This is a genomic window from Terrabacter sp. C0L_2 (genome assembly GCF_036352015.1).
GTDB classification, from domain to species: domain Bacteria; phylum Actinomycetota; class Actinomycetes; order Actinomycetales; family Dermatophilaceae; genus Terrabacter; species Terrabacter tumescens.
The window spans coordinates 2424321-2438799 of sequence record NZ_CP143557.1; the positions used below are offsets into that span (position 1 = coordinate 2424321).

Annotated in this window: 9 protein-coding genes and 3 rRNA genes; 10 read left to right on the top strand and 2 right to left on the bottom strand. The window is 65.4% G+C overall.

From position 1 onward, the window contains the following. The first annotated feature begins 66 nt into the window (after positions 1-66). The 10 genes from U5C87_RS11160 (at position 67) to U5C87_RS11205 (ending at position 13087) form a co-directional block, all read left to right on the top strand. On the top strand, positions 67-1170 hold the full coding sequence (locus U5C87_RS11160) for an ABC transporter permease (RefSeq protein ID WP_330476636.1): 1104 nt from the start codon (positions 67-69) through the stop codon (positions 1168-1170). 1 nt (position 1171) lies between these two features. Continuing rightward, a complete protein-coding gene (locus U5C87_RS11165; RefSeq protein ID WP_330476637.1) occupies positions 1172-2161 on the top strand; it encodes an ABC transporter permease in 990 nt (329 codons plus the stop codon). Further along, the gene (locus U5C87_RS11170; protein WP_330476638.1) at positions 2158-3759 is read left to right on the top strand and encodes an ABC transporter ATP-binding protein; all 1602 of its coding nucleotides are present in this window, start codon (positions 2158-2160) and stop codon (positions 3757-3759) included. The genes U5C87_RS11165 and U5C87_RS11170 overlap by 4 nt, the downstream gene beginning before the upstream one ends. A gap of 165 nt (positions 3760-3924) precedes the next feature. Continuing rightward, positions 3925-4278: a cytidine deaminase gene (locus U5C87_RS11175; protein WP_443082132.1), complete on the top strand. Its 354-nt coding sequence runs from the start codon at positions 3925-3927 to the stop codon at positions 4276-4278. 56 nt (positions 4279-4334) lie between these two features. After that, the gene (locus U5C87_RS11180) at positions 4335-5624 is read left to right on the top strand and encodes a thymidine phosphorylase (protein ID WP_330476639.1); all 1290 of its coding nucleotides are present in this window, start codon (positions 4335-4337) and stop codon (positions 5622-5624) included. Positions 5625-6248: 624 nt separating this feature from the next. Beyond that, positions 6249-7770 (top strand): 16S ribosomal RNA (locus tag U5C87_RS11185). A gap of 345 nt (positions 7771-8115) precedes the next feature. Further along, positions 8116-11246 (top strand): 23S ribosomal RNA (locus U5C87_RS11190). Between the two features lie 80 nt (positions 11247-11326). Further along, a 5S ribosomal RNA gene (gene rrf, locus U5C87_RS11195) occupies positions 11327-11443 on the top strand. Together the 16S, 23S and 5S rRNA genes form the textbook arrangement of a ribosomal RNA operon. 85 nt (positions 11444-11528) lie before the next feature. Then, the gene (locus U5C87_RS11200; protein ID WP_330472682.1) at positions 11529-11918 is read left to right on the top strand and encodes a cupin domain-containing protein; all 390 of its coding nucleotides are present in this window, start codon (positions 11529-11531) and stop codon (positions 11916-11918) included. Between the two features lie 11 nt (positions 11919-11929). Further along, entirely contained in the window at positions 11930-13087 is a 1158-nt protein-coding gene (locus tag U5C87_RS11205; RefSeq protein WP_330476682.1) for an adenosine deaminase, read from the top strand. Positions 13088-13096: 9 nt separating this feature from the next. Here the strand turns inward: U5C87_RS11205 and U5C87_RS11210 are convergent, their stop codons facing one another. Next, complete coding sequence (locus tag U5C87_RS11210) at positions 13097-13792, bottom strand: aspartate/glutamate racemase family protein (protein ID WP_330472683.1); 696 nt, start codon at positions 13790-13792, stop codon at positions 13097-13099. Then, positions 13792-14478, bottom strand: a complete 687-nt coding sequence (locus U5C87_RS11215; RefSeq protein ID WP_330472684.1) for a uridine kinase family protein — start codon at positions 14476-14478, stop codon at positions 13792-13794. The genes U5C87_RS11210 and U5C87_RS11215 overlap by 1 nt, the downstream gene beginning before the upstream one ends. Between the last annotated feature and the right edge of the window lies 1 nt (position 14479).

Here is a 14479-nt window from a genome sequence, read left to right on the forward strand (position 1 = left end):
AGAGATGAGCCGTCGGACGGCCGCCCCGCGACGGGCGCCGTAGCCACGGAGACAGCACCGCCGCCCGTGGTGGCCGAGCGAGGCGCACCGCCGCCACCGACGGGGGTCCTGGGGCTGCTCGTCCGTGAGCAGTCCATCATCGTGCCCATCGTGGCGGTCATCGCGGCGCTCGCCATCGGTGCGGTCCTGATCCGGGCCCAGGGCGTCAACCCGATGTACGCCTACCAGAGCCTCTTCTCCTACTCCTTCGGCACGGCGGACGGTCTACGGGGCACCTTCGAGAAGATGGTGCCGCTCATCCTCTGCGGCCTCGCGGTCGTCATTCCGCTCCGCGTCGGCCTGTTCAACATCGGCGCCCAGGGGCAGCTGATGTCGGGCGCCATCTGTGCCGCGGCCGCCGCGCACGCGGTGCGTGAGGCGCCGGGCTTTCTCATCGCGGTCATCGCGATGGTCGCAGGCATCCTCGGCGGCGCCATGTGGGCCTCGATCGCCGGAGCGCTCAAGGCGACCCGCGGCGTCCACGAGGTCATCTCGACGATCATGCTCAACTCGATCGCCGCGGGCCTCATCGACTACCTCGTCAACGGGCCGCTCAAGGACCCGACCCAGTCCTACCCGTCGTCCTACCCGGCCCCCGAGGCGGCGCAGTTCCAGCCGCTCGGGTTCGTCCCGATCGGCCTGCCGATCGCGCTCGTGCTCGCGATCCTCGTCGCGTGGATGCTGCGCCGGACCACGCTGGGCTTCCAGTTCGAGACCATCGGCCGCAACCGCCACGCCGCGTCCTACGCCGGCATCAAGCTCGGCGGGATGATCGTGCTGGCCATGGCCGTCGCCGGTGGGCTCGCGGGCCTGTCGGGCTCGATCGAGTACCTCGAGATCGACCCCTACCGCTACCAGGACGGCATCGCCGGCTCGCTGGGCTTCGACGGCATCACCATCGCGCTGCTCGCGCGGTCCAGCCCCCTCGGCACCATCCCGGCCGCGCTGCTCGTCGGTGCGCTCCGCGCCGGGTCGTCGACGCTGATGTTCAACACCGGCATCCAGCCCGAGATCGTCGACATGCTGCTGGCGATCACGCTGCTGCTCGTGTCGCTGCCGATCATCGCCAAGCTGATCTTCCGCCGGCACACCGCCAAGTCGTCCGCGCTCGCGAGCAGCTGGGGGTCCTGACATGGAGTGGCTCAAGCGCAACCAGATCACCGTCGGCGCGGGTCTCGTCATCCTCGTCGCGGCCTACGTGTTCTACGCCGTCAACTCCAACGTCGCGACCTCGATGTTCAGCGGCGCGTGGTTCTTCGCCGTCCCGCTCGTGCTCGGCGCCCTCACCGGTGTCGTCGGTGAGCGGTCCGGTGTCGTCAACATCGGCATCGAGGGCCAGATGCTCGTCGCGGCCTTCGCGGCGTTCTTCTCGGCGGCCGCCACCGGCTCGCTCGTCGTCGGCGTCCTCGTCGGCATGCTCGCCGGCATCGCCATGGGCGCGTTCCTCGCCCTGACGACGGTCAAGGGGCTGATGGACCAGATCATCGCCGGTGTCGTCATCAACATCGTCGCGACCGGTCTGACGTCCTTCTTCTACCGTCCGGGCAAGGTCCTCTCGGCCAACATGCCGCAGTGGGAGGTCCCGCTGCTGTCGAAGATCCCGCTCATCGGCGACGTGTTCTTCCAGTCGGGGCCGATCGCCCTGTTCGCCCTCGTGTCGGTGCCGGTCGTGCACTTCGCGCTGTTCCGCACCCGCTGGGGCCTGCGCACCCGGTCCATCGGCGAGTACCCGTCGGCGGCCGACACCGCTGGCATCGACGTCATCCGCATGCGGCTGGTCAACGTCACCATCGGTGGCATCTTCGCCGGTGCGGCCGGGGCCTACCTGTCCATGGAGGCCACGGGCGGCTTCGAGCGCGGGATGACCGCAGGCCGAGGCTTCCTCGCCCTCGCCATCCTCATCTTCGGCGGCTGGCGACCGCTTCGCGTCTTCGCGGCGGCGCTGTTCTTCGGCTTCACCAACGCGCTCGCGTCGCAGCTGCAGGGCGTCATCAGCATCCCGCAGCAGTTCATCACCCTGCTGCCGTACCTCCTGACGCTCATCGTGCTGGCGGTCGCCGCCGGCCGGGTCCGCGCGCCCGCAGCCGTCGGCCAGCCGTTCGTGAAGGGAGAGGGCTCGTGAGCCAGGAAGCAACCCAGGACTCGACCCAGGACACCACCCGGGACACCGCACGGGACCGCCCGGTGGAGGCCGCCGACGGCTCCACGGCGCCGGCCGAGCGCCTGCTCGACATCGAGGGCCTGTCCAAGTCCTTCGGCACCGTCCGGGCCAACCGCGACATCAACCTGCACGTCGGACGTGGCGAGATCGTCGCCCTCCTCGGCGAGAACGGCGCCGGCAAGTCGACGCTCGTCAAGCAGATCTTCGGCCTCATCAAGCCCGACCACGGCACGATCACCATCAAGGGCGACGCGAGCCCGATCAAGGACCCGAAGGACGCGATCCGTCGCGGGATCGGCATGGTGCACCAGCACTTCCAGCTGGTCCCCGTCATGACGGTCGCCGAGAACATGATCCTCGGGCACGAGACGACGAGCCGGGGCGTCCTCGACATCGAGGGCGCGCGCCGGCTCGTCCGCGAGCTGTCCGACAAGCACGGTCTCAAGGTCGATCCCGACGTCGAGGTCGAGGACCTCCCGGTCGGCACCCAGCAGCGCGTCGAGATCCTCAAGGCGCTCTCGCGCCGGGTCGACCTGCTCATCCTCGACGAGCCCACGGCGGTGCTGACGCCGCAGGAGACCGACGAGCTGCTGACCGTGATGAAGGAGCTCGCCGCCGGCGGGACCTCGATCGTCTTCATCACGCACAAGCTGCGTGAGGTCCTCGCCGTCGCGGACCGCGTCTACGTGCTGCGCCAGGGCGGGGTCGTCGGCGAGGTCGCCACGGCCGACACCGATGCCCGCGGGCTCGCCACGATGATGGTCGGTCGTGACGTCGTGCTCCGTGTCGACAAGGAGGAGGCGACTCCGGGCGACGACGTCCTGTCGATCCGCGACCTCGTGGTGCTCGACGACCGCCAGCTCCGGGCCGTCGACGGGTTCTCCCTCGACGTCCGCGCAGGCGAGATCGTCGGTGTCGCCGGTGTCGAGGGCAACGGCCAGCGCGAGCTCGTCGAGGCGATCGCCGGCATGCGTCCGCCGCAGTCGGGTCGCATCGACCTGCTCGGCAAGGACATCACCAAGGCCAACCCGCACGACACGCACGTCGCGGGCGTGGGGCACATTCCCGAGGACCGTGAGCGCCACGGCCTCGTGGCGTCCTACTCCCTCGCCGACAACCTCGTGCTCAACCGGTTCTCCGAGAAGCCGTTCGCCAACGGGTTCGTCCGGGACTTCGACGAGGTCCGCAAGAACGCCGAGGCGCTCTTCACCGAGTTCGACATCCGTGCGGCGGGGGTCCAGGCCATGGCCGGCTCGCTGTCCGGTGGCAACAAGCAGAAGGTAGTCGTCGCGCGCGAGATGAGCTTCGGGCCCAAGCTGCTCATGGCCGCCCAGCCCACGCGTGGTGTCGACGTCGGCTCGATCGAGTTCATCCACCGGCGCATCGTCGCGGCCCGTGACGCGGGAGCGGCCGTGCTCCTCGTGTCGGCCGAGCTCGACGAGGTCCTCTCGCTCGCCGACCGCATCGCCGTCATCCACGGCGGCAAGGTCGTCGCCGAGATGCCGGGCAAGGATGCCGACCGCACCGAGATCGGTCGCCTCATGGCGGGGGACCACTAGGTGTCCTCCGCCGACGAGGCCACCGGCCACGAGACGCAGCCGTATGCCGTCCAGCCCGCTGGACGGCATACGGCCGGGTCGCTCGGTGGTGACCCTGCTGGTGACGGCGCGGTCGAGCGCGAAGCGGTCGACTGGGAGTCGCTGCGGCTGCGCGCGGTCGAGCTCATGGAGCGGGCGTACGCGCCGTACTCCGAGTTCCGGGTCGGCGTCGCCGGGCTCGTCGACGACGGCCGCGTCGTCGCCGGCTGCAACGTCGAGAACGCCGCCTACGGCGTGACGCTGTGCGCCGAGTGCGGCATGGTCTCGGAGCTGCACGCCACCGGCGGGGGCCGGCTCACCGCCGTCTTCTGCGTCGGCGGTGACGGTCAGGCCCTCATGCCGTGCGGTCGCTGCCGGCAGCTGCTGTGGGAGAACGGCGGTCCGGACTGCCTGCTCATGACGCCGGAGGGTGTGCTGCCGATGTCGGTCGTGCTGCCGCAGGCGTTCGGGCCCGACAACCTGCGTCTCGGCCAGGGCTGAACGGCACACGCGCACGTCCTGCTCCGGCCTCGTCCGGGCTGGGACATGATGGTCCCGTGAGCGAAGCCTTCGATGCCGTAGACGTCATTTCCGCCAAGCGCGACCGGGCCGAGCTGTCCGACGCCCAGATCGACTGGGTCATCGACGCCTACACCCGGGGCGCCGTCGCCGAGGAGCAGATGTCTGCTCTCGCGATGGCCATCTACCTCAACGGGATGAACGCCCGCGAGATCGCGCGCTGGGCCGACGCGATGATCCGCTCGGGTGAGCGTCTCGACTTCTCCGGGCTCTCGCGCCCCACGAGCGACAAGCACTCGACCGGGGGAGTGGGCGACAAGATCACCCTGCCCCTGGCGCCGATCGTCGCAGCCTGCGGCGTCGCCGTCCCGCAGCTCTCGGGTCGCGGGCTCGGCCACACGGGGGGCACGCTCGACAAGCTCGAGTCGATCCCGGGGTGGCGCGCCGACCTCACCAACGAGCAGATGATGCACCAGCTCGAGGACGTCGGCGCGGTGATCTGCGCCGCCGGCTCGGGCCTCGCCCCCGCCGACAAGAAGCTGTATGCGTTGCGCGACGTCACGGGGACCGTGTCGTGCGTGCCCCTCATCGCCACCTCGATCATGAGCAAGAAGATCGCCGAGGGGACCGGGTCGCTCGTCCTGGACGTCAAGGTCGGTTCGGGGGCGTTCATGAAGGAGCTCGGCCAGGCGCGCGAGCTCGCCGAGACCATGGTGCGGCTCGGCAAGGACGCCGGCGTGCACACGGTCGCGCTGCTGACCAACATGGAGACCCCGCTCGGCCTGACGGCCGGCAACGCCCTCGAGGTGCGCGAGTCCGTCGAGGTGCTCGCCGGCGGGGGGCCGGCGGACGTCGTCGAGCTGACCCTCGCCCTCGCGCGCGAGATGGTCGCCGGTGCGGGACGCTCCGACATCGACCCCGCGGACGTCCTCGCGGACGGGCGGGCCATGGACGTGTGGCGCCGGATGATCCAGGCGCAGGGTGGGGACCCCGACGCGGCGCTGCCGACGGCCAAGGAGACCCACCACGTGCTCGCTCCTGCGGACGGGGTGCTCGTGCAGCTCGACGCCCTCGCCGTCGGCGTGGCCGCCTGGCGCCTGGGTGCGGGGCGCGCCCGCAAGGAGGATCCCGTTCAGGCCGGCGCCGGCGTCGAGCTGCACCACAAGCCGGGGGCGACGGTGCGTGGGGGAGAGCCCCTCATGACGCTGCACACCGACGAGCCGGACCGCTTCGCCCGGGCGCTCGAGGCGCTCGAGGGTGGCTTCACCATCGCTCCCGAGGGCTCGCGTCCCGACCTGCCCCCGATCGTCATCGACCGCGTCTCCTGACGTTGCGGCCCGCTCGGGCGGGTGGCCGTCGACGGCCCTGAGCCGAGCCGGTTCGACGGCCGTTCGTGGGGCGGCTGCATCGGGTAGGGGAACGGATTTGTGCTCCGCGGCGAGGCCGGGTTACTGTTCTCTTCGTCAGCCCGACAGGGAGGAACGGACGCCACCGCGGAGCGAGTGATCGCGAGCGAAGTTGGCCGGTCCCGGGGCTGACCAGCATGGACCGAGACTCGCTGGTCGAACCAGTACGGTCTCGGGTGCAGGAACCGCCTCACTGCGGGTCCTCGCGGCCGGTCTACGGATCGGGAGCGGGTTTGACTCGGATCGGTGCGGCGGGTAAGTTTGAAGGGTTGCCCCGGAGGCCTCCTCGTTGAGGTGGTTGATGGTGTGTGTCCGATTCTTGAGAACTCAACAGCGTGTCAAAAATCGATGCCAATTACCTCGTCCCGAGGCTGGCTCGGAGTCATCCATGAGGGTGGTCTGGGTTGGTTTTGGTGCGAATTATCCTTTGGTTGAAACTGAATGATCAACTCTTTTTGAGCTGGTTGTTCGACTTCAGTCAGGTTTTCGAGCCCTTCATGGGTTCAAAGTTTGCTCGTCCTCTTTTCGGGGGTGGGTGTTTGAACATCAACGGAGAGTTTGATCCTGGCTCAGGACGAACGCTGGCGGCGTGCTTAACACATGCAAGTCGAACGGTGACGATCAAGCTTGCTTGGTCTGATCAGTGGCGAACGGGTGAGTAACACGTGAGTAACCTGCCCCAGACTCTGGGATAACCCCGGGAAACCGGAGCTAATACCGGATATGACACCAGTCCGCATGGGCATGGTGTGGAAAGTTTTTCGGTCTGGGATGGACTCGCGGCCTATCAGCTTGTTGGTGAGGTAGTGGCTCACCAAGGCGACGACGGGTAGCCGGCCTGAGAGGGCGACCGGCCACACTGGGACTGAGACACGGCCCAGACTCCTACGGGAGGCAGCAGTGGGGAATATTGCACAATGGGCGGAAGCCTGATGCAGCGACGCCGCGTGAGGGATGACGGCCTTCGGGTTGTAAACCTCTTTCAGCAGGGAAGAAGCGAAAGTGACGGTACCTGCAGAAGAAGCACCGGCTAACTACGTGCCAGCAGCCGCGGTAATACGTAGGGTGCGAGCGTTGTCCGGAATTATTGGGCGTAAAGAGCTTGTAGGTGGTTTGTCGCGTCTGCTGTGAAAATCCGAGGCTCAACCTCGGACTTGCAGTGGGTACGGGCAGACTAGAGTGTGGTAGGGGAGACTGGAATTCCTGGTGTAGCGGTGGAATGCGCAGATATCAGGAGGAACACCGATGGCGAAGGCAGGTCTCTGGGCCATTACTGACACTGAGAAGCGAAAGCATGGGGAGCAAACAGGATTAGATACCCTGGTAGTCCATGCCGTAAACGTTGGGAACTAGGTGTGGGTCTCATTCCACGAGATCCGTGCCGCAGCTAACGCATTAAGTTCCCCGCCTGGGGAGTACGGCCGCAAGGCTAAAACTCAAAGGAATTGACGGGGGCCCGCACAAGCGGCGGAGCATGCGGATTAATTCGATGCAACGCGAAGAACCTTACCAAGGCTTGACATACACCGGAATCACTCAGAGATGGGTGCGTCTTCGGACTGGTGTACAGGTGGTGCATGGTTGTCGTCAGCTCGTGTCGTGAGATGTTGGGTTAAGTCCCGCAACGAGCGCAACCCTCGTTCTATGTTGCCAGCACGTCATGGTGGGGACTCATAGGAGACTGCCGGGGTCAACTCGGAGGAAGGTGGGGATGACGTCAAATCATCATGCCCCTTATGTCTTGGGCTTCACGCATGCTACAATGGCCGGTACAAAGGGCTGCGAAACCGCGAGGTGGAGCGAATCCCAAAAAACCGGTCTCAGTTCGGATTGGGGTCTGCAACTCGACCCCATGAAGTCGGAGTCGCTAGTAATCGCAGATCAGCAACGCTGCGGTGAATACGTTCCCGGGCCTTGTACACACCGCCCGTCAAGTCACGAAAGTCGGTAACACCCGAAGCCGGTGGCCCAACCCTTGTGGGGGGAGCCGTCGAAGGTGGGACTGGCGATTGGGACTAAGTCGTAACAAGGTAGCCGTACCGGAAGGTGCGGCTGGATCACCTCCTTTCTAAGGAGCAGTCATTTATGGCAGCCCGGTCTGTCCCCGAGTGTGGGGCAGCGGGTGCTCAAGGGTGGAACATCGATTACTTGACACCGTCCCGGTGTCTCTCACCAGTACAAGCGGAGCTTGCTTCGCAGTGGAACGTGGGGGATGTGGGGTGCGGTGTCTGACACGTTGTTGGGTCCTGAAGGATCGGGCAACACTGCCGGCTGCTGGTTTCCAGTGGTTGTGGTGGTGGAGCCAGGTTTCTTCTGGATGTGGGCCCTGCCGAAGCTGCAGTTTGTCTGTGGTGGGTGTGGGGTGCCGGTTGTATTTTGAGAACTTCACAGTGGACGCGAGCATCTTTGTAGTGTTCAAGTTTTTAAGGGCACACGGTGGATGCCTTGGCACCAGGAACCGAAGAAGGACGTAGGAATCTGCGATAAGCCTCGGGTAGTCGATAACCAGACTGTGATCCGAGGATTTCCGAATGGGGAAACCCGGCTGGAGGCAAGTCCAGTCACCCGCACCTGAATATATAGGGTGTGTGGAGGGAACGTGGGGAAGTGAAACATCTCAGTACCCACAGGAAGAGAAAACAACATGTGATTCCGTGAGTAGTGGCGAGCGAAAGCGGATGAGGCTAAACCGGGCGTGTGTGATAGCTGTCAGGCGTTGCACGTTCGGGGTCGTGGGACCCGCCAACAGGGGCTGACACCTCTGTAGGGAGTGAGAAATCTGCGTCATAGTCGAAGAGCATTGAATGGCTCGGCATAGAGGGTGCGACCCCCGTAGACGAAATGGTGTGGACTCCCGGTGGTGTTTCCCAAGTAGCACGGGGCCCGAGAAATCCCGTGTGAATCTGGCAGGACCACCTGCTAAGCCTAAATATTCCCTGGTGACCGATAGCGGACAAGTACCGTGAGGGAAAGGTGAAAAGTACCCCGGGAGGGGAGTGAAATAGATCCTGAAACCGTGTGCCTACAATCCGTTGGAGCCTCCCGCCGTTGGGCGTGTGGGGTGACAGCGTGCCTTTTGAAGAATGAGCCTGCGAGTTAGTGCTCAGTGGCGAGGTTAACCCGTGTGGGGAAGCCGTAGCGAAAGCGAGTCCGAATAGGGCGTTTGAGTCGCTGGGTCTAGACCCGAAGCGGAGTGATCTACCCATGGCCAGGTTGAAGCGCAGGTAAGACTGCGTGGAGGACCGAACCCACTTAGGTTGAAAACTGAGGGGATGAGCTGTGGGTAGGGGTGAAAGGCCAATCAAACTCCGTGATAGCTGGTTCTCCCCGAAATGCATTTAGGTGCAGCGTCACGTGTTTCTTGCCGGAGGTAGAGCTACTGGATAGCTGATGGGCCTCACCAGGTTACTGACGTTAGCCAAACTCCGAATGCCGGTAAGTGAGAGCGTGGCAGTGAGACTGCGGGGGATAAGCTCCGTAGTCGAGAGGGAAACAGCCCAGATCACCAGCTAAGGTCCCTAAGCGTGTGCTAAGTGGGAAAGGATGTGGAGTTGCTGTGACAACCAGGAGGTTGGCTTAGAAGCAGCCACCCTTTAAAGAGTGCGTAATAGCTCACTGGTCAAGTGATTCCGCGCCGACAATGTAGCGGGGCTCAAGCACACCACCGAAGCTGTGGCATTGACATACTGCTCGGCACCAACTCCTGCGGGACTGGTGTCCAGGCGTGTTGATGGGTAGGGGAGCGTCGTGTGGCCAGGGAAGCGGCGGTGTGAACCAGCCGTGGAGGCCACACGAGTGAGAATGCAGGCATGAGTAGCGAATGACGGGCGAGAAACCCGTCCGCCGAATAACCAAGGGTTCCAGGGTCAAGCTAATCTGCCCTGGGTAAGTCGGGACCTAAGGCGAGGCCGACAGGCGTAGTCGATGGACATCCGGTTGATATTCCGGAACCGGCGAAGGACCGCCCATGATGAACCCAGTGATGCTAAGTGCCTGAAGCACGCCCACCAGCCCTTCGGGGTTACCGGGTGTGTGGAGCGCACGACCCGATCTGGTAGTAGTCAAGCGATGGAGTGACGCAGGAAGGTAGCCTCCGCGTGGCGATGGTTGTCCACGTCCAAGGGTGTAGGGCGCGATCCAGGCAAATCCGGGTCGCATGAAGCCTGAGACCTGATAGTGACCGCGAATGCGGGAAGAGGGTGATCCTATGCTGCCGAGAAAAACTTCTAGCGAGGTTCGAGCCGCCCGTACCCCAAACCGACTCAGGTGGTTAGGTAGAGAATACCAAGGCGATCGAGTGAATCGTGGTTAAGGAATTCGGCAAAATACCCCCGTAACTTCGGGAGAAGGGGGGCCCTGATCGTGACGACACAAGCTGTCTGAGCGTGATCGGCCGCAGAGACCAGGGAGAAGCGACTGTTTACTAAAAACACAGGTCCGTGCCAAGTCGCAAGACGATGTATACGGACTGACGCCTGCCCGGTGCTGGAACGTTAAGGGGACCGGTTAGCCTCACGGCGAAGCTGAGAACTTAAGCGCCAGTAAACGGCGGTGGTAACTATAACCATCCTAAGGTAGCGAAATTCCTTGTCGGGTAAGTTCCGACCTGCACGAATGGCGTAACGACTTCTCCACTGTCTCAACCACGAACTCGGCGAAATTGCACTACGAGTAAAGATGCTCGTTACGCGCAGCAGGACGGAAAGACCCCGGGACCTTTACTACAGCTTGGTATTGGTGTTCGGTACGGCTTGTGTAGGATAGGTGGGAGACTGTGAAGCCGTCACGTCAGTGATGGTGGAGTCAACGTTGAAATACCACTCTGGTCGTTCTGGATATCTAACCTCGGTCCGTGATCCGGATCAGGGACAGTGCCTGGTGGGTAGTTTAACTGGGGCGGTTGCCTCCTAAAAGGTAACGGAGGCGCCCAAAGGTTCCCTCAGCCTGGTTGGTAATCAGGTTTCGAGTGTAAGTGCACAAGGGAGCTTGACTGTGAGACAGACATGTCGAGCAGGGACGAAAGTCGGGACTAGTGATCCGGCGGTGGCTTGTGGAAGCGCCGTCGCTCAACGGATAAAAGGTACCCCGGGGATAACAGGCTGATCTTGCCCAAGAGTCCATATCGACGGCATGGTTTGGCACCTCGATGTCGGCTCGTCGCATCCTGGGGCTGGAGTAGGTCCCAAGGGTTGGGCTGTTCGCCCATTAAAGCGGTACGCGAGCTGGGTTTAGAACGTCGTGAGACAGTTCGGTCCCTATCCGCTGTGCGCGTAGGAAACTTGAGAAAGGCTGTCCCTAGTACGAGAGGACCGGGATGGACGAACCTCTGGTGTGTCAGTTGTTCTGCCAAGAGCACCGCTGATTAGCTACGTTCGGAAGTGATAACCGCTGAAAGCATCTAAGCGGGAAGCACGTTTCAAGATGAGGTTTCCAGGCCCGCGAGGGCGAGAGGCTCCCAGCTAGACTACTGGGTTGATAGGCCGGATGTGGAAGCACAGCAATGTGTGGAGCTGACCGGTACTAATAAGCCGATAACTTGACTTACAAAGATGCTACGCGTCCACTGTGCAGTTCCCGAGATACAAACGGGAACCCAAGCCCACTGATTGATATCTCCATAGAGTTTCGGCTGTCATAGCGAAGGGGAAACGCCCGGCTCCATTCCGAACCCGGAAGCTAAGCCCTTCAGCGCCGATGGTACTGCACTGGTGACGGTGTGGGAGAGTAGGACGCAGCCGGACACACATTCACGACAACCCCGCCAACACCGTTGGCGGGGTTGTCGCATACCCACACCCAATTCCGGGTGGGACTAGAGTTGGCGTCGTGCCTGAGCTCATTGCATCCCCGACCCGAATTCCCGTGCCCGGTGGCAAGGTCATCGACGAGCACGTCGGTGCCGTCAACACCCCGGACGCAGGTCTGCAGACCTCCGTCTCCGTCGCCCGCATGGTCGCTCCGGCCGGCTGGTCCGAGCCGTTCCAGACACCGGAGTTCGACGAGATCACCCTCGTGCTCGCCGGGACCGTGCTCGTCGACCACGACGGCGGCACGCTCGAGGTGGCAGCCGGTCAGTCCGTCGTCACCCGTGGGGGAGAGCGCATCCGCTACTCGTGCGGACCGGAGGGCGCCGAGTACGTCGCCGTCTGCCTGCCCGCCTTCAGCCCGGACACGGTGAACCGTGAGGATGAGACCACCGAGGGAGCCTCGGAGTGAGCGCCGAGCCCATGAGCGACCAGCAGGTGCGCCAGGCGCCAAAGGTGCTGCTCCACGACCACCTCGACGGCGGCCTGCGTCCGCAGACGATCATCGACCTCGCCGCCGACGTGGGCTACGACGGTCTGCCCGAGACCGACGCCGAGCGCCTGCGCACGTGGTTCCGCGACAGCGCTGACTCCGGCTCCCTGCCGCGCTACCTCGAGACCTTCGACCACACCCTCGCCGTCATGCAGACCCGCGACGGGCTGTTCCGCGTCGCCAGCGAGTGCGCCCAGGACCTCGCCGCCGACGGTGTCGTCTACGCCGAGAGCCGCTACGCCCCGGAGCAGCACCTGGGCCGCGGGCTGACGCTCGAGGGCGTCGTGGAGGCCGTCAACGCCGGCCTGCGCGACGGCGAGGCCAAGGCGGCCGCCGCCGGCCACCCGATCCGCGTGACGGCGCTGCTCACCGCGATGCGGCACGCCGCCAAGTCCACCGAGATCGCCGAGCTGGCGATCCGCTACCGCGACCAAGGGGTCTCCGGCTTCGACATCGCGGGAGCCGAGGCGGGCTACCCGCCCACCCGACACCTCGACGCGTTCGAGTACCTCCGCCGCGAGAACTTCCACTTCACCATCCACGCGGGGGAGGCGTTCGGCCTGCCGTCGATCTGGGAGGCGATCCAGTGGTGCGGCGCCGACCGCCTCGGTCACGGTGTGCGGATCGTCGACGACATCACCATCGACGGCTCGCCCTTCGCTGACTGGGTCGAGGGCAACAAGGGCGACGCGGACGCTCTCACGGCGCTCGACCTGGACCGGGTGCGCCTGGGCCGCCTCGCCGCCTACGTGCGCGACAAGCGCATCCCGCTCGAGATGTGCCCGAGCAGCAACCTGCAGACCTCGGCGGCCCCGTCCATCGCCCTGCACCCCATCACGCTGCTGCGCCGCCTTCGCTTCCGCGTCACGCTCAACACCGACAACCGCCTCATGAGCGACACGTCGATGAGCAAGGAGGCGGCCCTGCTGCGGGACGAGGCGGGCTGGACCTTGGACGACCTGCGCTGGGTCACCATCAACGCCATGAAGTCGGCGTTCATCCCCTTCGACGAGCGACTCGAGATCATCGACGGCATCATCAAGCCGGGCTACGCCGACCTCGGCCACGTCGCACCTGCACCCTCCTGAGCCCAGCCGTCAGTGGCGGTCTAGGGCTGCGGCCACGGCCGCCTCGACGTGCAGCCGGGTCGTCGGGAAGACCGGCACGGCCGAGTCGGACTGGTCGACGAGCAGTTCGATCTCGGTGCAGCCGAGAACGACGCCCTCGGCGCCGGCAGCGACGAGGCGACCGATGACCTGCCGGAAGGCCCGTCGGGACTCCTCGGTGACGACACCGCGGCACAGCTCGTCGTAGATGACCCGGTGCACGAGGGCCCGGTCGTCGGCGCCGGGGACGACGACGGTCAGCCCGTGCCCGGCGAGCCGCTCGCGCAGGAAGGGCTGCTCCATCGTGTAGGCGGTCGCGAGCAGCCCCACGCGTCCGATCCCGGCGGCACGCACGGCCTCGGCCGTCACGTCGCCGATGTGCAGGAGCGGGATCGAGACCGCCACCTCGACGGCGGGGGCCACCTTGTGCATCGTGTTGGTGCAGAGCAGGAGCAGTTCGGCCCCGGCCGCCTCGAGCCCGGTCGCCGCGGAGGCCAGCAGCTCACCGGCCTCGTCCCAGCGGTCCTCGGCCTGAAGGCGCTCGACCTCGGCGAAGTCGACCGAGTGCAGCACCAGACGAGCCGAGGAGAGCCCGCCCACCCGCTCGCGCACCAGCTGGTTGGCGAGGCGGTAGTACTCCGCACTCGACTCCCAGCTCATGCCGCCGAGCAGTCCGATGAGCTTCATCAGGCCCCGGCACCCGCCCGCTGCAGGGCGGCGAGCTCGGCCTCGGCCTGGCGCGGGTGCAGGCACCGTGCCCCGTGCGCCTCGGCCTGGGCGACGACGTGCGGCTCGTCGCGCCACAGGGCGAACCCGCGGCGCAGGAGGATGTGCGGCGGCTTGCGGCGCTCGGACAGGTCGCGCACGAAGCGGCGCAGTGCGGTCAGCGAACGGTTCTGCCGCACGCAGAGCGCCTCGGCGAGCAGCTCCTCGCCGAGCAGCGGGTCGACCAGGCGTCCGGCGAAGAGCCCCTCGGCGATGACGAAGTCGGTGGTCCGCGCCTCGAGCACGTGCCGCCCGGTCACGGCCGAGGCCCCGATGTCGTAGACCGGCACCTCGACCCGGCCCTCGTCGACGAGCTGCCGGAGCGCCGTCACGGCGGACTCGGCGTCCCAGGAGTCGGCGTGGTCCCAGTCGGGGATCCCGAGCGGGGACCTCGGCAGGCGCGGGTCGCTCGCCTCGCGGTAGAAGTCGTCGAGACGCACGACGGGCCATCCGTAGGCGGCGCCCAACCGGGCCGAGAGCCGGCTCTTGCCCGCGCCGCTCGGCCCGGTGAGCAGGATGACGCGACGGCGGCCAGGGCCGTCGTCGGCAGCCGTCCCCTCACGGGTCCCGTCAGGAACCCCGGGGGAGGCCACGTCGCCCGTGCCCACG